This window comes from Paenibacillus sp. PAMC 26794 (assembly GCF_000316035.1).
Lineage (GTDB): Bacteria > Bacillota > Bacilli > Paenibacillales > Paenibacillaceae > Paenibacillus.
This window is the reverse complement of record NZ_ANHX01000004.1, coordinates 390,845-411,170: the sequence shown is the minus strand read 5'-3', so window position 1 is coordinate 411,170 and position 20,326 is coordinate 390,845. Positions and strand designations below refer to the sequence as shown.

Genomic DNA, 20,326 nt, shown 5'->3' with positions numbered 1-20,326 from the left:
GAGATGTACACGTATATCGTTGTGGACGATGAACCCTTGATCCGCAAAGGTTTGTTGAAAAAAATCGGGACTTTTGAGCACTCGCTTGAACTCTTAGGCGAAGCAGATAACGGCGCAGATGCCTTAGCTTTGATTGAATCGTTCAAGCCGGACATTATCTTTACAGACATGCGCATGCCTGAGGTCGACGGCAAGCTGTTGATCAGGACAGTATGCCAGCAATATCCGCGCATCAAGTTAATTGTCATTAGCGGACATACCGATTTTGATTATATGCAGGAGGCAATCTCTGCGAAAGTTGTAAATTACCTGCTGAAGCCTTTTAGCCGGGACGAGATCCACGGTACGCTTTACCAAGCCATCCATGCCATCGAACAGGAGCGCTCTCTTCAGCGGGAAGTCGTCCTAAGAGAAGTAGAAACGGAGCAGATGAAAAGGGATACAGACATGCAAGCCTTCCTGAATTATGTGCTGGCTCCCCATTCATCCATCAAAACACCTGTGTTCCGCTCTGCGGAATTTGCCACCATCATGGCATCTGACCAGTTCATTTTATTGACGATTTATGGTCCTCAACCGCTTACAGCACAGCAACTACCTACCTTTTCGAATGGCCTGTACATTCCTCATCCACAAACGGATCAGCTACTGTTTTTCCTGATGCATGATCTGGGTTGCTCAGGCCAGCTTGATTTGCAGAAAATGGCGATACAAACAGCGAGTATAATTTTGACCAAATCCGAAACGACGGATTGTTGTGTGGGGATCAGCTTGCCTCATACAGGCATTGGTGGGGTCCGAGAAGCTCATCATCAAACGATCCTTGCGTTGGACGAACGAGCCATTACCGATTTTGGAAAATGTTACGTGTTTTCACAGGAGCAATTTCCTTTGCATCAACTGAAGTGGGCTCGAACGTATGAACTATTATTTTTTATAGAGAGCGGGAATGTGCCGAAGGTGGAAGAGCTTATCACCGATTTCTTTGCCTTCTACATACGGCAGCCTGATGCCTTGCTTGCCCACCTGAAAGAGCAGTGCAGAGACATTATCACGGAAACCAAACGGCTGCTGAGTAACTATATCCAGAACGGAGGTAACAGTAGCGCCTCTTCCAGCTTGGAGGCCGTCCTGAACGTCTCGTTCGATATGGAGTGCATTAGGCATTACATGGTAAAGGTGCTGACGGGAACAGCTCTTCTGCTTAAGGAAGACAACCCCTACGCATCAGATCAAGTGATCGACAACGTCAGGACATATATCGATAATCACTATACCAAGGATTTAACGCTGGAATGGGTATCGTCCCTGTTCTACCTGAACCCGAGTTACCTCAGTCATTTATTTAAAGAAAAGACATCCGAGAACTTCACTGATTACGTAAACAGACTACGGATCAGTCAAGCCAAGCAGCTCTTAACGAGCACAGACGATAAAATCTACCGGGTTGCCAAACAGCTGGGTTACGACAATCCAAAATATTTTTTTCGGGTGTTTAAAAAATTGACCGGTTGGACCCCAGAGGAATACCGAAAGCAACACAAATCCTTCACCGCAAACAACAAGGAACCAGGCCATGCATGATGGCCCAGTTCCTTGTTTTCGTTGTTGTGGTTCTTGGCGATCATTCGGCAGGTACTGGCCTTCTTCCATCAGCCCATATTCCTTGAAGCTCGCAAGTACTAAGATGGTCGATTTAACCAACATAACATACTCAATGAAAACTTTGTTTTTGCGGTAACACAAGCAAGGTCATGGGTCATTTCGATAACTACAACGAATATTCAACCGAGTAATTACCACAAGGCTTGTCCATGGTTATTCAATCAAAAGAGCGTTCCATAAGTCATCTTCCTGACTTATAGAACGCCCCACCCACTAAAATTACTTCATACACATTCGATGTAATTTGGTTTTTCTAAAGTACTTTCGTTTACACAACAACGGAGAGGGCAGAACCAATCTGAAGAAGCGAAGCGTGCGCCTTTATCCCCGGATTTTACCCTTTAGAAAAGGGAATCAAAAAAATCCGGGGATAACAGCGATCGAAAGATGGTACTGCACTCGTAGTGCCCCCGTGTAAACAACGCTCTTTATCCCACCCAACATTACATCGAATCCCTACCTAAACATCCCCCACAGCTTAATCAAATGAAACGTATTGTTCGGATCAATCTTCTGCGCGAGTACAAAAGCAACAAACTGCTCCTCCTGGGTCGTAGAGAAATTCTCATTCATAATGACTGCTGAAGACTTGACCAACCTTCTGACCTTGGCCTTATCTTGCAGATCAGACTTGGTCACGCCATCAATCAACTTTTTGATACGCTCTTTGACAGCGGGATTTTTCATCTTTAATTTGATCCGCTCCACCAGCTGCGGACTAATTCCATATTGTTGATAACCCAAAACGTATAGCACCTCCCAAAAGAATGAACTCACTTCTTATTCATATGTCGGGAGGGCTTGTACACTTGTCTTTTTTTACAAAGGTAATACGAAAAACCTGCTATCATGACAAGCTTTAGTCAATCAGATCACCCTTGAATACTTGCTGTTGCTGTAGGAAATCCCGTAGAGGTGCATAGTCCATAGAGGTCCAGAAGGTCGCATCTTCAATTAAGTGGGTCACGTCATCTCTGGCCTGTTCCAGCACTGCAAAATCTGCAACCATATCGGCAAGACGGAACTCGGGTAATCCGCTCTGTTTGGTACCAAAGAAATCGCCCGGACCCCGGAGATCCAGATCCCGCCGGGATACCTCGAATCCGTCCTCCGTTTCCGTCATGACCTTCATGCGCTCCTGTCCAACCTCCGTCTTGGGATCAGCAATGAGTACACAATAGGAAGCATGCGCACCACGACCGACCCGACCACGAAGCTGATGCAGCTGGGAGAGACCGAAACGATCCGCGTCCATAATGACCATCAACGTGGCATTTGGCACATCGACCCCAACCTCCACAACGGTGGTGGAGACAAGCAACTGAATATCATTACTGTAGAAGTCCCGCATCATCTCTTCTTTCTCCGCAGCCGTCATCCGTCCATGCAGCAGACCTACACGATATTTTGGAAAGTTCTGCTGCATCTGCACATGCAGATCAATGGCATTCTGCACATCCAGCTTCTCCGACTCTTCAATGAGTGGACAGATTAGATAGGCCTGCCGGCCCTGATCCACTTCTCTGGAGATAAACCCGAGCACCCGCTCCATCATATCGTGCTTGACCCAATACGTAGAGATTGGAATCCGTCCTTTCGGACGTTCTGAGATCGTGGATACCTCAATATCCCCAAAAGCCGTAATCGCAAGTGTCCGTGGAATTGGCGTAGCTGTCATCGTTAACACATCCGGATTATATCCTTTGCGACGTAAAACGCTGCGCTGATTCACCCCGAAGCGATGCTGCTCGTCCGTCACCACAAGACCCAGATCACGGAAGAAGACATCTTCCTGAATCAGGGCGTGTGTACCCACCACGATATCAATCATGCCCATTTGCAACGAGGCGATCAGATCTTTACGTTTACGTCCATTTACACTGCCCGTTAACAGCCCTACGGTTACCCCAAACGGTTCAAACAGCTTTTGCAGTGAGCGCATATGCTGCTCCGCCAGAATCTCTGTAGGCACCATCAGAGCCCCTTGGAACCCAGATCGAACAGTCGTGTATAGCGCAATTGCCGCAATAACCGTTTTACCCGATCCGACATCACCCTGCAATAACCGATTCATTGCATAGGGCGAACGCATATCATGCAAAATTTCAAGCTCCACCTTTTTTTGAGCGTCTGTCAGTTCAAATGGTAAACTGCGTACAAACTCACGAATCGTCGTATTATCCGTAGTATGCACTATACCATCCATGCGATTTCGGTTGAGCGCACGATACGCCTGCATCTTCAACTGGAACAGGAACAGTTCTTCATACACCATCCGCTGTCTGGCCTGTTGACCTTCCCGGTTGTCCTGTGGACGATGAATCCCCGCAATCGCCTGTTTACGAGGCATCAAGCTGTATTTCTTCATCAAGGACTGAGGCAGAATCTCAGGAATTAGTTCTCCGAATTGAACTAACCCCTGATTGATCGTTTTGCGCATCCATTGTTGCGTCAGCTTGCCGGTTACCGAGTATACAGGCTGCAATGTTCCTGAACGTCCATCGCCTTTATCGGGGAACTCCGAGTCAGTCACTGTCATCTGCATGCGTTTTTGTTCCCATTTTCCCGTAATCACAATCTCCCGATTGGGGGTAAGTTGTTCTTTGAGGAAATGGCGATTGAACCAGGTGGCTGTAATCATCCACTCTTCCGTCATGATCTTACAGGTGAGACGGGACTTTTTGCCGTATCGTTGTAATACAGGAATACCCATCACCTGTCCCTGGATCGTGATCTTGTCCCCATCCTTCACTTCACTAAGTGAACGCAGACGATAATCCTCGTAACGGAACGGATAATATTCAAGCAGGTCTTTAACAGTAGAGATGCCAAAGGCGTGAAGCTCTCCCTCTTTGAGAGCACTCACGCCGTTAATTTGCTTAACTGATATTTCTTCCAATTTCATGTCTAATCCCTCATTCCGGAACAGGCCACATAAAGATCGCAATGACACCAGGTCCAACATGGCTGCCTACAACGGCTCCAATATTGGTATAGACCACTTCATTCAGTGTAAAATGACCACGCAGCTGCTCTGCACAAGCGATCGCTGATCCCGGGTCAGCGGTATGACCTACAGCCAGGTTCACCCGTTTGCCTGCAAGATCCTTCTGGAACAGCTCAATAATGCGTGCCATTGCTTTTTTATGACCTCTGACTTTCTCAACTGCGTAGATAACGCCTTCTTCATCAATAGACAGGATCGGCTTAATGTTAAGCAACGTTCCCAAGATGGCTGAAGCTTTGCCAATCCGGCCGCCTTTTTGCAGATACTCAAGGGTATCCACGAGAAAGAACAATTTACGAGATTTTTGCATCCCTTCAATAGCCGCAGCGATTTCGACTGCTGACTTGCCCTGTTCGGCAAGTTCAGCAGCCTGTACCACCATTAGACCGTATCCATACGATGCTGACTTCGAATCCAGCACGGTGATGTCACCCTCACGCTCCAGCAAAGACTTGCCAAGCATGGCCGATTGATAGGTACCACTCATGCCGGATGACAGGTGGATCGATACAATCGGGCGTTCCGGGTTCTCATCAAGAAGTGATTGGTACACATTCATGAAATCGGTTGGAGATGGCTGTGAAGTTGTAGGCAACACCGATACCTTCTTCAACTTTTCGTAGAACTGTTCCGAAGTCAGATCAACGCCATCTGCATAGGTCTCTTCACCGAACAGAAGGCGCAGCGGAACAATGTGAATCCCGTATTTGCGAATGAGTTCTTCGGGAATATCCGCCGTACTGTCTGTTACAATCGCAACCTTGTGGCTCATGACTCTCCTCCTCTTCGCTAGAGTGCTATTAAGACTCTACGGAGAACAGATAATAATACACCGGCTGTCCTCCAAGATGTACCTCTACCTCAGCATCCGGATACTGTTCTTCAAGCCATGCAGCGAGGGCAGCAGTAACCTCAGGGTCAGCTTCGTCCCCTTCAAGGATTGTCACCACTTCATCTCCACTCTCCATCATCTGTTTGAGCAGACCTTCACATGCTTGAAGCATGGTTTCATCCGTCGCTACAATTTTGGAGTTATGAATACCGATATAGTGCCCCGCCTTAATATCTAATTCATCATATTGTGTATCACGAACCGCATGAGTCACTTGACCGGACTGTACCCGGCTGATGGCCTCCAACATTTGGTCACGGTTCGTTTCTGCAGACTCATCTTCCTGGAAAGCAAAGGCAGCAGCCATTCCCTGTGGAATGGTCTTGCTTGGAATAACCGTAATTCGGCGCTCATCTTCAAGCAATTCACGAGCCTGCTCCGCAGCCAGTACAATATTCGAGTTATTCGGGAGTATAAATACCTGCTCCGCAGCAATGGAACGAACGGCTTTCACAAAATCCTCAGTACTCGGATTCATCGTCTGTCCACCGGACAGAACAACATCAACGCCAAGACTTTGGAAAATCTCTGCAATACCGTCACCGGAGGATACCGCAATAAAACCATACGGTGCCATCTCATCTGCAGGAAGCACAGCCTCTTCCATACTGCGCGCTGCCTCAGGTGGAATCTCTGCAAACAATTCAGGTGATGGAGCAATGTCCATGCCTGCTGTCAGGAGATCCCGATGCTGTTCACGCATATTGAGAATATGAATCTGTGTAATCTCACCATAATGCAGTGCCAGGTTTAATACATCGCCTGGTGTCTTGGAATGGACATGAACTTTGATGACTTCATCATCGGCAATGATAATGATCGAATCCCCATTAACTGACAACGCTTTCCGGAATGCTTCATCATCAAATGCCACTCCTGCGTTCTCTCCAAGCTCACGATTAATGAAAAATTCCATATCATACAGGAATTCAATATCTTCCGTTTCCAATCTCGCCTGAGCAGACAATGGCATCTCCGGTGCAATCACCTGCTGCTGTGCAGGCTTATTGATATCCACTTCTGTCGGTGCAGCCGGTTTCAAAGCAAATGCTGCCACGGATGGGGTTACTTCTTTGTTCAGCGAAGTACGACTCCCTCCGTCACTTTGCAGCAATACTTCCATAAAGCCCTCGTAGATATATACAAGCCCCTGACCACCTGAATCCACAACACCAACCTGTTTCAGTACAGGCAGTAATTCTGGAGTCATTGCCAGTGCTTCTTTTGCTTTCAACAAAACTTCATTCATTAATTCAGTAATATCATTCGTCCGTCTTGCGTAGTAGTTGGCATGTTTCGCCGCTTCCTTGGCTACGGTAAGAATGGTCCCTTCAACGGGCTTTACGACTGCTTTGTAAGCTGCGTCAACACCGTTCTGCAGGGCTGCTGCAAATTGGAGCGTATTCAGTTCCTCATAGGGAGCAGCTGAACGACTAAAACCACGGAACAATTGCGACAGAATAACTCCTGAATTCCCCCGTGCGCCCATAAGCAGGCCTTTCGATAGAATACCGGCAGCTTCGCCGATGGAGGCAGAACTTTTTCTTTTAATCTCTGCGACTCCTGCACTCATTGTCAAATTCATGTTCGTTCCCGTGTCACCATCCGGCACAGGGAAAACATTCAGGGAATTGACGTGCTCTGCATGCTGTCCAAGTTGTTCCGCTCCGGCAAGTACCATTGCGGTGAAATCTGTTCCATTTAAAGAACGTATACTCAAGTGAGAATTCCCCTTCCTAGCTTGATACACGAACACCTTGCACCAAGATGTGTCTGGTCTGTTCATGCGCTAACGCGGACTGCGTTATTCTTCGTCCATACCTTGTCCGGCACAGGCATACAATACAACATGTCAGCCGGATTAACGGTCTGGGCGGCCGGGCTACCAATATCCTGCACTCTCTGCACCCCTAACTTCGGGGCATACGGATATGCACCGGTATCAAGAGCCGGCATGAATGCCGCATGGAGACTGGTGCCAATGATGGAATGCCGCAGCTCACAGCGTTGCCAAAAAAGCAGACCACCGACCTCTAAGTACGGTTTATTCTCCGACTTCCTCGCGGCAACAGCCTGTTCACCACTGTATTATGGACTACTCAACATTGTACTATATTAGACAGGAGAAATAAATAAAGTTTTTGGATCAGTTGACGAAGCTTTTTTAATTATGATATTATATTCAAGTATTGTTTTATGCAGGTTAAGTAATGGAAATGATCCGGTTCATGCCGGCTTAAACAACGCCATTAGCTACTGAAACCTGATCTTTATGATCAGGAAGAACAATTTAGTCCTTATGGAATGACTTTTCGTTTCTGAAGGCAACTGGTTATTTTAGGATAGGAGGTGTAATCTATGTCTCGCAAATGTTATGTGACAGGTAAGAAACCGGGCACCGGTAACCACGTATCCCACGCTAACAACCGTAACCGTCGTACTTGGGGCGTAAACGTTCAGAAGGTCCGCATTCTCGTTGACGGCAAACCAAAACGTGTATACGTAAGCACCCGTGCACTGAAAGCCGGTAAAGTGACTCGCGTATAATCACGCAAAGCTACTATAAATCGGGTAAGCAAAAAGCACCTTGTTCCTTGCAGGTGCTTTTTTGGTATTCAAAAAAGGGATTCTTGAATACGCTCATTAACATGTGAATGGCCGCCGCATGGCGCTTCGCAGGTACGAATTCCAGATAAGCCTGAGCCAAAGCGGCGGTATTCCCTGTTACCTTATCAATCGGATCAGTGCTTTTGAAACGTATTAAGAATCGCCTTTACAAACCCTCCCAAAAACTTCGGCAGTTTGAATGTGTAAAATTTCATAATTCACCCTCCCCATCATGCTCATGCGTCCGCCGTATCCTATGCTTCAGGCCTTCTTTACCTCAAACACGACAAAAAAGGCTACATGAGAAACCTGCTCATGTAACCATATTTATGCGGAACCTTCGATCCCTATTCCACAATGACAAGCCAGAAGATCAGGTCATTTACGTTTGGGAAGGAATATATTGATAGGCAGCGATCATGAAAACACTCAGTAAATAATACAGTATGCCGAATATGACAAAAGTAACCCGATGTCCGGTACGATCAAATTTGCGGAAATACATAATAACAACGCCTACCCCGATTAATGACGTAATGGCATTAAACGGGGATTGAATAACCGCAAACAAAGCAAGCACAAGTCCCGTCACGAGACTCGCAGCCATCGTCCACAGTGTCTCCTTGAGGGTCATAGATCAGCCTCCGTAGCTACGGCGAATTTCAGTAATCGCGGCAGCGCGATCCTCACGGCCAAATACGGCACTCCCAGCAACGAGCACATCCGCTCCAGCTTCCACTACAAGTGGAGCTGTATCGGCTGCAATCCCGCCATCTACTTCGATATGTACATCATGGCGTCCCTTTTCGTTCAACCAGGTACGAATCTGTTTGATTTTGTTCATGGTACCCGAGATGAAAGCCTGTCCGCCAAATCCAGGATTGACCGTCATAACAAGAACCATGTCCACATCATCCAGAACTTCGAGAATGGCAGACGCTGGCGTTCCTGGATTAAGGGCAACTCCTGCCTTCACTCCTTGCTCCTTAATTAGATGAATAACGCGGTGTAAATGCACACAAGCCTCAGCATGAACGGTAATTACCGCTGCACCCGCTTTGGCAAATTCCTCAACATAACGCTCAGGATTCTCAATCATCAAATGCACATCGAGCGGCAAGCTTGTATGTGGAGCGATTGCTTTCACAATCGCAGGTCCAAGCGTAATATTAGGGACGAAATGACCGTCCATAACGTCAACATGAATCCAGTCTCCTCCTGCAGCTTGGGCTTCTGCAACTTCCGCACCAAGGCGGGCAAAATCAGCTGATAATATCGATGGGGCAATTTTAATCATGTTAATACCTCCGCTTCTTATCTTTCATTTCGGTCAGGAACAGCACATAGTGCTGATATCGGCTTTCGGAGATCAGACCTTCCTCCTTGGCCGCAAGCACACGACAGCCTGGTTCATGTGTATGGGTACAACCTCGGAATTTGCACTGATCTGCAAACTGGGCGAATTCCCGGAAACAAGTGGAGAGTTCCTCCACACCGATCTCCAGAAAGTCCAGTTGGCTGAATCCTGGCGTATCCGCAACAAATCCACCATTATCCAACGGAATAAGCTCCACGTGCCTGGTGGTGTGTTTCCCTCGTCCTAGACGCATGCTGATCGCATTTGTCTCCAGCGTCAGGCCCGGCATCAATGCATTTAACATCGAAGACTTGCCTACACCGGATTGTCCGGAGAATACGCTGATCTTACCAGCCAGACGGTCTCTGAGCAATTCACTGCCTTCACCGGTACGTGAACTTGTGGAGATCACTTCATAACCAACCTGTTCATACAATGCTTTCACTTCAGCAACAGTGTCTTTGGCTGGATCAGCCAAATCCAGTTTGGTCAACACAATGAGTGCATCCAGCCCCGCCTGCTCGATGTGAACAAGGAACTTGTCCAACAGGTTCAGGTTCATATCCGGTTCCTTCACAGAGAACACGAGAACAGCCAAACTTACATTGGCTACAGGAGGACGGATAAGTTCCGTCTCACGCTTCCGAATTTCATCAACCGTTCCTTCTCCGTTCTCAGTCAACATGTAGCTGACGCGATCACCTACAAGCGGTGATGTTCCCCGCTTTCTGAAGATACCTCTGGCTCGACATTGAACGGCGGAACCTTCAACCGAAGGAACCCCGTTGTCTTCCACTGGCATGACATAATAGTAACCGCTTAGCGCTTTAACGATGATACCTTCTGGCATAGCTCCGTCGCCCTCCTTTAGATGGTGGTTCATTTACTCCAGACGCCAGCATAAGCCGCCCTTATGGACGGCTTGATGCGTTAATGACTTCCTTTTTCTTCTCTTTTTCCTTGCCGTGTCCTTTACCATTATTCATGGCAGAAGTGTCTTCATCTACGCTGTCACCCTCACCGTCTGCCGGTGTGGACTCAGGTTCACCTTCCTGACTGGGGTCAACACTGCCCTCATCAACGCTACCTTCACCTGGATCAGGCTCATTTTCTGGCGGCGTCTGGGTGCTTTGTTCCGGGTCAATGGAAGGTACATTTACTGTTCCGTTTTTGGCTTCACTGTAGGAGACAAGATACGTATCCAGGAACTGTCCATCACGATACACGGACACAGCCCCATTTTCATTTGGAGCGAGCACAAGTGGAATGGTTAAGGTCTGGGTTGAGTTCACGGTGCGTGTTCCCCATTCCTGATTCTTGCCACGCGCGTCTTCATATGTGATACGGATTTTACTGTTTTTGCCCTCTTCTTTGGGTGAAACATTGATATTAAAAGGATATTCCAGCGCTTCGGGCGGATACCCTGTACTGATAAAGATTGTAATCTTATCGCCAGGACTCACATCGGCGCCCGCTTCCACAGGCCATTGCTGCGTCACTTTGCCCTGGTCCACCGTATAACTTGATTCTTCCTGCACCTGAGCAAGCACAAGTCCAGCTGATTTAAGTTTTTTTTCGGCTTCACTGCGGGTAAGATCTTTCAGATCAGGCATTTTGACCGTTTCAGTGCCTTTACTTACGGTCAACTCAATCTGAACTGTCACAGGATCGAATTCCTCATTCACACCCGGCGTCTGGGAAATAACAGAACCTGAAGCCACATCATTGGAGAAGTCATCTTTCCGCTGAATCTGATCTTCCTTAATGCCAAGCGCAGTCAACTTCTTGACAGCCTCATCATAAGTTTCTTGTTTGACATCAATCATCTTCACCAGTTCTTTTTCTGCACCAACACTAATCTGGACCTCCGAACCTTCTTTGACAACATCGCCTTCTTTTCTGCTCTGTTCATAGACGATACCGGGTTCGACACCTTCCTGGTACAGACGGATGACCTCATCACTGACGACGAGTCCTTTCTCCTCAAGCATTTCCCGAGCTTTTTCTTCTGTCTGGGTGATCACGTTAGGCACGGTTACTTCAGGTACAACCAACATACCCTTGACATACCATACAACGCCCACCATGGCGATTAGAATAAGAACGGTTAATGAAATGAGTAGTGCTGGCTTCTTCCAGCTCTTGGATTTTGCCTTACCCTTGCCAGTTTCTTCGTTAGACTCCATCACTGGCACCGCACCCGTCGATGTAACTCCGCGCGGTTCAGGCTTGATGGCTGGCATAACGCGAGTCTGGTCTATATCATCTTCATCCGGAAAATCAATCTTCGTTTCATTACGTCTCTCCGGCATCAGGCAAGTTTCCAGATCGGTCTGCATTTCTTTAGCCGACTGATAACGTTCCTGCGGATTTTTACGCATGGATTTTAAGATGACATTTTCCACACTTTGCGGAATCAATGGATTGAATTTGCGTGGTTCATCGAACTCTTCCTGCAAATGCTTCAATGCCACACTGATTGGACTTTCACCCAGAAACGGAAGTTGCCCGGTAAGCATTTGGTAAAGTACGATCCCAAGAGAATATAAGTCCGATTTTTCACCAGTAACGATGCCTTTGGCATGCTCCGGTGAGAAGTAATGTACAGAACCAACTACGGAACCCGTCTGCGTAATCGTTGTAGATGTAACGGCACGGGCAATCCCGAAATCCGTGACTTTCACGCGGCCATTCCGGCCAATTAATATATTGTGGGGTTTGATATCCCGATGAATGATTTGATTATGATGTGCATGATCAAGAGCATCTGCAATCTGGGAAGCGATTCGCACCGATTCGTCCACCTGCAGAGGGGCACGTTCTTTGATAATTTCATTCAGGTTTTTGCCTTCCACGTACTCCATGACAATATAATGAACGTCATCTTCCTGCCCCACGTCATAAATGCTAACTACATTCGGATGAGACAGCGATGCTGCCGACTGTGCTTCCCTGCGGAAACGGCGAATAAACTCTTCGTCATGCACAAACTGTTGTCTAAGGACTTTGATCGCTACATTCCGGTTCAACAGAAGATCCTGGGCTTTGTACACAAGAGCCATGCCGCCACCGCCGACACGCTCAATCACTTCATAGCGTCCGCCTAGCTGGTGCCCAATCATGACTCACACCCCGTTTCCGTATCTACGGAACCTTCCCTCTGCAACTCGAACAAAGCAAGCGTGATGTTGTCGTCTCCCCCAGCAAGTAAAGCCAACTGAAGCAGTCGGTCTGCACGATCTTCCAATGCCAGTTCCAGATTGCCGGCAACCTGAATAATCTGCTCATTGCTGACCAGGTTACTGAGACCATCACTGCACAGGAGAAGAACTTCGCCTTCCTCCAGCTTGACGGTATCCAGATCTACCTTCACCTCGGCATCTGTTCCAAGCGCACGAGTTAGTACGTTGCGACGTGGATGATGGGACACATCCTCTTTGCTAATCTGACCATTTTTGAACAATTCATTCACCAGTGTATGGTCCTCGGTTAGCTGGATCACAGCTTTGTTCGCAATTTTGTAGGCTCTGCTATCACCGATGTGTCCAATAACACCTTCCGTATCGTTCAATAAAGCCGCAACCACCGTTGTTCCCATGTTGTGATACTTGTCATCTGTTGATGCCGTGCGGAAGATAACTTCGTTGGCATGCAAAATAGCATCGCTGAGAGCCGCAGACAGAGACGCATGTGACAGACCTGGTTCCAGTGTTCCCAGATCTTTCACCAACGTCTCTACTGCCAAGCGGCTTGCCGTATCCCCTGCAAGATGTCCACCCATGCCATCGGCAACAATACCCAGAATATATCCTGTATCGAGATTACGAATCCAAGCTGAATCTTCATTCACCGAACGCACTCGTCCGATATGGCTCACATGAACTGTTTTGATCAAAACGTTCTCACCTCAACTCCATATGCTTTGCACGAAGCTGACCGCAAGCGGCAGCAATATCATGTCCCTGTTCACGACGAATGGTTACATTAACACCCTGTTCCGAGAGAATCTTCTGAAAATTGAAAATGTCGCTTCTCGATGTTCTTACGTATTTGCGTTCAGGTACATGGTTAACCGGAATCAGATTCACGTGGCACAACATGTTCTTAAGCACACTTGCCAGTTCTGCTGCATGCTCTGGCTGATCGTTTACCCCACCAATAAGTGCATACTCGAACGTAATTCTCCGACCTGTTTTGGCCAGATAATAACGAAGGGACTCCATCACGTCTTCAAAAGGAAAACGACGGTTAACCGGCATCAATTTCGAACGCAGTGCATCATTTGGTGCATGGATCGAAATGGCGAGGTTAATCTGTGTATCTTCATCTGCAAACTTGTAGATGTTCGGAACGATTCCGCTCGTGGATACCGTGATGTGACGCTGACCGATGTTCAGCCCTTTTTCATGAATCATAATTCGCAGGAAAGTCATCGTAGCTTCATAGTTTTCGAAAGGTTCACCCGAACCCATGATCACGATGCTGCTGACACGCTCATTGCGTTCATCCAGAATTTTTTGAGCCTGCACAACCTGGGCAACAATCTCACCAGCCGTAAGGTTACGCTTGAGACCACCCAATGTGGATGCACAGAACGTACAACCAATACGACAACCAACCTGTGTGGTTACACAGATGCTGTTCCCGTAGTTATGCTTCATGATTACTGTCTCAATGGCATGATCATCATGCAGACCAAAGAGGAATTTAACCGTTCCATCTTTGGATTCAAACTTGGTAATTTCCTTAAGTGTTACAAATTCAAATTGCTCTGTCAGTTTTTCACGCAATGGCTTGGACAGATTGGTCATTTCACTGAAATCATTCACACGTTTTACATAAATCCAGTCAAAGATTTGGCCACCGCGAAACGCCGGCTCCCCATTCTCCACAGCCCATTGCTGCAGTTGTTCCAGAGAATAATCATATATAAAAGGTTTCATTTTGTTGTCAACACCTATTCCTTCTTTTCTTTTCGTTCCATTCGTCCTATTCTATCACAAAGACCACGTTACATCCATGTATACCCTTGATATCTGTACTTCATGCATTATAACATCTCAATGCCGCCATCGCACCCTGTCATCACATTCTCTGACAATTATATCGAAGTCCCATCACAAAGAAATCCGCCGAAGTTCCCCTCGGCGGTCATACTTCCGTGCTCTATTAAACTGTTATTCCACTGTTTTTGTCAACCGTGCGATGAAAAATCCGTCACTGTGAGCGTATTGTGGCAAAATCTGAATACCACCGTTCACAACCTTCAAGTTCGCTTTCTCCGATTCAGACCTGACGGATGCTTCTGCTGGGCTGTATTCCGGATGTCGATTCAAGAAGTCTGCAACCATATCCTCATTCTCAGCAGGCTCAATCGTACAAGTGCTATACACCAGAATACCACCTGGTTTTAACAACGGCGCAACATGATCAAGCAATTCACGCTGCAAGCCTGCGATATCTTCGATATCTTCTACGGTTTTGGTCCATTTCACATCAGGCTTGCGGCGAATAACACCAAGACCTGAACATGGTGCATCCAGCAAAATGCGGTCAAACGACGCTTCAGGGTACCGTTCATTCAGGTCTAGCGCATCTCCAGTTACAGCATCGATACAGCTCAGACCGAGACGCTCCGCCTGATCCAGGATCAGCTGGCGCTTGTGAGCATGTACATCATTAGCGACAATACGACCGCGATCCTGCATTTTCTCAGCCATGTGAGCTGTTTTACCACCTGGAGCTGCGCAGCAATCCAATACAAGTTGGTCTACTTCTGGCGCAACTGCTTCAGCGACAAGCATGGAACTTTCGTCCTGTATAGAGAACAACCCGTCCCGATACCAGGACGTTAGAGCCATGTTTCCGCCACTACGTACAAGAATTCCATCGGAACTCAGCTGAGAAGCTACAACGACTGCACCTGTACTGGTCATCTCATGCATCAGTTTCTCCCGTGTGGTCATTGTTGTGTTGACCCGGACACTCACCGCTGGCGGCTCATTATTCGCACGACAGATCGCTTCCGCCGTCTCTTCGCCGTACTGGGCAATCCAGCGTTCAACCATCCATAACGGGTGGGAATGCTCCAGTGAAATACGTTCGGCAACGGGCAGATGTTCTGGAATACGAAGTTCATCCCGATTGCGGATCATATTGCGGAGCACTCCATTCACCATACCCGAGATTCCCTGATGGCCCAGTTTCTTCGCCAGATTAACCGCTTCGCTCACCACGGCATGCTCCGGAATACGATCCAGATATATCATCTGATATACGCTGATTCGCAGCAGGCTACGAACCCATGGTTGCAGTTTGGATACTCCTTTGGCGACGTAACGTTCCAGAAAATAATCAAGTGTATTCAATCTGCCGATTGTTCCATACACCAATTCGGTAGCTAGTCCAGCATCTGCGGGGCTTAAATCCGCCTCTTTCAGACGACGGTTCAACTCCAGATTACTGTATGCTCCATCTTGCTCAACAGCACTCAGAACCTTGACTGCCAATGCACGAGCAGATGTTTTGGGTTTCTGGGAGCGAGATGCACCATTTGCGGAAGCATTTCCTGCGCCACCCGATTTACCCGAATTCGGACGACGGTTTCCTTCACGCCCGGATGAATTTCCAGTAGCTTTCTGGCCTTTTCCTGACGAACGACCTGGTGTGTTACCGCTCATCGCAGCACCGTTCCAGGTTTCAGTGTACCACCGCGAGCAAAGTCAGCGGCCTGCATCACCTTTTTGCCTGCAGGCTGTACTTCAGTCAACCAGAGAGACCCATTCCCTGTGCAGACTTCAATCCCTGCCTTGTTCAATTGCAGCACGGTTCCCGGCTCTGCTTGTCCAGCATCCGAAGAAGTTGCCAGATCCACCTGATCGGGGTTAGCCGCAGCCCAGACTTTGAAGACCTGATCATCCCACATCGTAAATGCACCGGAGAACGGCACAAGACCACGAATCTGATTGAACAGTTCGCGTGAAGTACGACTCCAGTCCATTTTCTCGTCATCCCGAGTCAGATTGCGAGCATACGAAGCCTCGGCATCATCCTGAGGGACCGCCGTTGTCTCGCCTGCAATCAATCGTGGCATTTCTGCCTGAAGCAGTTTGGAACCAGCCTCACTTAATTTATCAAACATCGATCCTGATGTATCTTCATCCGTAATCGGCAGTTCCACACGCGAGATCATATCTCCGGTATCCAGGCCTTCAGCCATATACATCAATGTGACTCCTGTCACGGATTCCCCGTTAATAATAGAACGCTGGATCGGGGCTCCTCCGCGATATTTCGGCAAAAGAGAGCCGTGCACGTTCACACAACCGCGAACAGGCATATCCAGTACGGCTTTGGGCAGAATCTGACCAAAAGCCGCAGTCACGATCAGATCCGGCTTCCATTCAGCCAAGCGGGCTACGGCTTCCGGATCACGCAATTTAACAGGTTGAAACACCGGCAGACCGTGGCGTTCTGCCGCGGCCTTAACCGGTGTTGGCGTAAGTACTTTTTTGCGTCCCTGTGGTTTATCAGGCTGAGTCACCACACCCACCACATTGTATCCCTCTGACATCAGCATATCGAGAGAAGGAACTGCAAATTCAGGTGTTCCCATAAAAACAATATTCAAATCGATCACTCCTTAATTACGACGCGGTCCCGTTTGATCGGCTGCAATTTCGTACACTTTCTCGGCGACATCCGTAAAGAGTACGCCATCCAGATGATCAATCTCATGCTGGAATGCACGGGACAGCAAGCCACTACCCGTAATAATCAACTCTTTGCCTTCACGATCCAGACCTTTAACCGTAACGGTCTCGAAACGGCGAACATCACCATTAATTCCAGGGATACTCAGACAACCTTCCGGTCCAAATTGTTCTCCCTCACTTGCAATGATCTCCGGGTTAATCATCTTGATCAGCCCTTGCTCATCACCTGCGTCGATAACAATCAGACGTTTCAAAATGCCAACCTGCGGCGCAGCAAGACCTACACCTTCCGCATCGTACATGGTATCAGCCATATCATCCAGCAATTTTTGTACATTTGGTGTAATTTTGGTTACTTCTTTGGCTCTCTTGTGGAGCACCTCATCTGGTTCTTGCACGATAATGCGAATCGACATGTTGTAAGCACCTTCCTAATCCTCATCATAATTTCAGGACGATATCTGTATTTTTGAGGTATTCATTTTAATCTATGTTTATACCGCTTGTTTACATCCGCATTGCTGCAAAATGCTTACATTAACATTTGCGGGTCTACATCCAGACTAATAAGCAATTTTTGCGCCTGAACATCATCGTCCATGCGCCGGGCCGTAGCCAGAGCGAGTCCTATGGCGTCTACATCCCCCCGCCATTTTATCATACATTGGAATCTGTATCTATTCTTGATCCGAGGAATCGGAGACGCTACCGGCCCTAGTACATCAAAGGCATCATTGCTGAATCGATCCAGACTGCCGAGCCATCCGGCCGCATTAGCCTTCTCTTTCAGTATCCGCGTATAGTTCTCGGCAAGACGAATCAATACCGGAAGTTGCTCATGCGAAAAGGTCACCAGAATCAGGCGACAGTAAGGCGGATATTGCAAATTGCGACGATGCAGCAATTCCTCACGTACAAACGACACGTAGTCATGCTGACTCGCATGGCCAATGGAGTAGTGCTCCGGCGTATAGGACTGAACAAACACCTCACCAGGCAATTGGTGCCGACCAGCTCGGCCAGCTACCTGTGTTAGCAACTGAAACGTTTTTTCCGCAGCACGGAAATCAGGTAAATTCAACGCTGAATCCGCTGTTATCACACCAACCAGGGTTACATCTGGGAAATCAAGTCCCTTCGCAACCATCTGGGTGCCGAGCAATACATCCGCCTTTTTCTCACGAAACTGTTTCAGCAGCTTCTCGTGAGCCCCTTTTTCCGTTGTTGTATCCACATCCATTCGTATGACCCTAATACCCGGAAAGAGCTTGGCAAGCTCTTCCTCGACTCGCTGTGTACCTGTACCAAAGTACCGAATATGCTCACTTCCACAATCCGGACACACTTCCGGTGCCGCTTCCGCATACCCGCAGTAATGACAGCGGAGATTATTCGAGCGCTGATGATACGTTAATGAAATATCACATTCGGGACAGCCTGCCACATATCCACAACTTCGGCACATGACAAAGGTTGAATATCCACGGCGATTCAGCAGAAGCACCGTTTGTTCACCACGTTCCAAGCGCTCCTCCAGCCCTTTGTGCAAAGCCCTGCTGAACATGGAGCGGTTGCCATCCTTCAACTCTTCACGCATGTCAACAATTCGTACTTCAGGCAACTTGTTACCCAGTGCCCGTGTTGGCATCTCCAGTAAGAGTGGTGCAAAATCATCATTACTCTGCGAGCGTGAAGCATAATAACTTTCCAGCGAAGGTGTCGCTGAACCCAGAACAACCACGGCCTGATGCTGCTGTGCTCTTTTTACCGCTACATCCCGAGCATGATATTTCGGAGTTTCCTCCTGTTTGTAGGAAGTCTCATGTTCCTCATCCATAATGATCAACCCAAGCCGACTGAATGGAGCAAATACAGCTGAACGTGCCCCAATTGCAACCTTCACCTGACCCTCACGAATCTTGCGCCATTCATCATAACGTTCACCGCCAGACAGACGACTGTGCATAACAGCAACTTGGTCCCCAAATCTCCCTTTAAAACGTTCTACCATCTGTGGTGTGAGTGCAATCTCGGGCACCAGAACGATAGCTTGCCGATCCTGCTCGATGCATTGTTGAATGGTTTGAAGGTAGACTTCCGTCTTGCCACTTCCCGTAACACCATGTAGCAAGAATACCCCATGGCGTTGTTCCTGCAATCGGCCATTGATATTGTCGTAGACAAGTTTTTGCTCATCGGTCAGAACAAGCGGTTCAGTCGCTTTGAACTTCCTGCCCTGATAAGGGTCACGGAAGACCTCAACGTCCTCGGTGACGATCAGTCCCTTTTCCTCAAGACCCTTAATCGTTGCGGCGGATACCTGTAGTGTAGATAACACTTCTTTCATCGGCATGGGCAGCAGTTCTTTCATTTCCAGCAAAAAAGCCAGAATCTCCTTCTGCCGCTGTGCTTTCGCCGGGAATGAAGCAAGTGCTTCCTGAGCAGCAGCAATATCTACAGCCAGATCAACGGACTTCATCGTTTTTTTATTCAACTTGTCCTTGATGGCCTGACTCTCCAGCAGTACGCCACCAAGCAATAATTTCTTAATTAGTGCAGCATGATTGGGATATTTTCGACTCAGTTGTTGCAGCGGTACCTGACCCCGACTTTTGACAAAACGGATGATATCCTGCTGTACCTTCTCGGTCGTAGACTCTTCTCCCCAAACAAATAACACCTCATCATCCGGTTGTGCACCCGCCATCTGTCCATCAAGTGCATCTCCCAGCGAGATGTATCGCTCTGCTTTCCCTTTCAATGCCGTCGGCACCATGACCTGCAATGACAAAATCCGGTTACTGGCATAACGTCCACTCATCCATTCGGCCAACTCAACCAAATCCTTTGACAACGGGGGAACAATGTCCAGCAACTCCTGAATCTGCTTAAGCTTGAATGATTCCTCTCCGGTACGCGGCACAAGATCAATCACGAATCCCTGCACCGTCCGATGACCAAAAGGTACACCCACCCGGCTGCCAATCTCGATCCATTCCCTCATCGATTCAGGTACCAGGTAATCAAACGGCCGGTCTGTTTCCTTCACGGGAACATCGACTATGACCTTGGCAATCTCCATA

The 20,326-nt window shown here is 47.9% G+C and carries 17 protein-coding genes; 2 read left to right on the top strand and 15 right to left on the bottom strand.

The genetic code is table 11. The features are described 5' to 3' along the window. Nucleotides 1–3 precede the first annotated feature (3 nt). Nucleotides 4–1,584, top strand: coding sequence for a response regulator (locus D829_RS0103560; RefSeq protein WP_017687464.1), 1,581 nt, complete (start codon nt 4–6; stop codon nt 1,582–1,584). A 537-nt stretch (nt 1,585–2,121) separates the two neighbouring features. Here the strand turns inward: D829_RS0103560 and D829_RS0103555 are convergent. The 4 genes from D829_RS0103555 to D829_RS0103540 form a co-directional block, all read right to left on the bottom strand. Then, nucleotides 2,122–2,409 (bottom strand): stage VI sporulation protein F, encoded by a 288-nt coding sequence (locus D829_RS0103555; RefSeq protein ID WP_017687463.1) that lies wholly within the window; start codon nt 2,407–2,409, stop codon nt 2,122–2,124. A 115-nt stretch (nt 2,410–2,524) separates the two neighbouring features. Next, a complete protein-coding gene (recG, locus tag D829_RS0103550; RefSeq protein WP_017687462.1) occupies nt 2,525–4,570 on the bottom strand; it encodes an ATP-dependent DNA helicase RecG in 2,046 nt (681 codons plus the stop codon). Nucleotides 4,571–4,580: 10 nt separating this feature from the next. Then, nucleotides 4,581–5,444: a DegV family protein gene (locus D829_RS0103545; RefSeq protein ID WP_017687461.1), complete on the bottom strand. Its 864-nt coding sequence runs from the start codon at nt 5,442–5,444 to the stop codon at nt 4,581–4,583. Nucleotides 5,445–5,472: 28 nt separating this feature from the next. Next, nucleotides 5,473–7,284, bottom strand: a complete 1,812-nt coding sequence (locus D829_RS0103540) for a DAK2 domain-containing protein (RefSeq protein ID WP_017687460.1) — start codon at nt 7,282–7,284, stop codon at nt 5,473–5,475. 638 nt (nt 7,285–7,922) lie between these two features. Between D829_RS0103540 and rpmB the strand changes: the two genes are divergently transcribed. Beyond that, nucleotides 7,923–8,111 carry a 50S ribosomal protein L28 gene (gene rpmB, locus D829_RS0103535; protein WP_017687459.1) on the top strand — a complete coding sequence of 63 codons (189 nt, stop codon included), beginning with the start codon at nt 7,923–7,925 and terminating at the stop codon, nt 8,109–8,111. Between the two features lie 194 nt (nt 8,112–8,305). Here the strand turns inward: rpmB and spoVM are convergent, their stop codons facing one another. From spoVM to priA, 11 genes are all read right to left on the bottom strand, one after another. Then, entirely contained in the window at nt 8,306–8,386 is an 81-nt protein-coding gene (spoVM, locus tag D829_RS30315) for a stage V sporulation protein SpoVM (RefSeq protein ID WP_017687458.1), read from the bottom strand. A 167-nt stretch (nt 8,387–8,553) separates the two neighbouring features. Continuing rightward, nucleotides 8,554–8,805, bottom strand: coding sequence for a hypothetical protein (locus tag D829_RS0103525; protein ID WP_017687457.1), 252 nt, complete (start codon nt 8,803–8,805; stop codon nt 8,554–8,556). Nucleotides 8,806–8,808: 3 nt separating this feature from the next. Next, nucleotides 8,809–9,468 (bottom strand): ribulose-phosphate 3-epimerase, encoded by a 660-nt coding sequence (rpe, locus tag D829_RS0103520; protein ID WP_017687456.1) that lies wholly within the window; start codon nt 9,466–9,468, stop codon nt 8,809–8,811. 1 nt (nt 9,469) lies between these two features. Next, a complete protein-coding gene (gene rsgA / locus D829_RS0103515; protein ID WP_017687455.1) occupies nt 9,470–10,378 on the bottom strand; it encodes a ribosome small subunit-dependent GTPase A in 909 nt (302 codons plus the stop codon). A 61-nt stretch (nt 10,379–10,439) separates the two neighbouring features. Then, entirely contained in the window at nt 10,440–12,650 is a 2,211-nt protein-coding gene (gene pknB, locus D829_RS0103510) for a Stk1 family PASTA domain-containing Ser/Thr kinase (protein WP_017687454.1), read from the bottom strand. Beyond that, nucleotides 12,647–13,423, bottom strand: a complete 777-nt coding sequence (locus D829_RS0103505) for a Stp1/IreP family PP2C-type Ser/Thr phosphatase (protein ID WP_017687453.1) — start codon at nt 13,421–13,423, stop codon at nt 12,647–12,649. Before D829_RS0103505 ends, pknB begins: the two co-directional genes overlap by 4 nt. A gap of 7 nt (nt 13,424–13,430) precedes the next feature. Next, on the bottom strand, nt 13,431–14,471 hold the full coding sequence (rlmN, locus tag D829_RS0103500) for a 23S rRNA (adenine(2503)-C(2))-methyltransferase RlmN (RefSeq protein WP_017687452.1): 1,041 nt from the start codon (nt 14,469–14,471) through the stop codon (nt 13,431–13,433). A gap of 234 nt (nt 14,472–14,705) precedes the next feature. After that, nucleotides 14,706–16,208 (bottom strand): 16S rRNA (cytosine(967)-C(5))-methyltransferase RsmB, encoded by a 1,503-nt coding sequence (gene rsmB / locus D829_RS0103495; RefSeq protein WP_017687451.1) that lies wholly within the window; start codon nt 16,206–16,208, stop codon nt 14,706–14,708. After that, entirely contained in the window at nt 16,205–17,158 is a 954-nt protein-coding gene (gene fmt / locus D829_RS0103490) for a methionyl-tRNA formyltransferase (RefSeq protein ID WP_017687450.1), read from the bottom strand. Before fmt ends, rsmB begins: the two co-directional genes overlap by 4 nt. Nucleotides 17,159–17,170: 12 nt before the next feature. Then, the gene (def, locus tag D829_RS0103485; protein ID WP_017687449.1) at nt 17,171–17,659 is read right to left on the bottom strand and encodes a peptide deformylase; all 489 of its coding nucleotides are present in this window, start codon (nt 17,657–17,659) and stop codon (nt 17,171–17,173) included. A 116-nt stretch (nt 17,660–17,775) separates the two neighbouring features. Next, nucleotides 17,776–20,325: a primosomal protein N' gene (gene priA / locus D829_RS0103480; RefSeq protein ID WP_017687448.1), complete on the bottom strand. Its 2,550-nt coding sequence runs from the start codon at nt 20,323–20,325 to the stop codon at nt 17,776–17,778. Nucleotide 20,326: the final 1 nt, after the last annotated feature.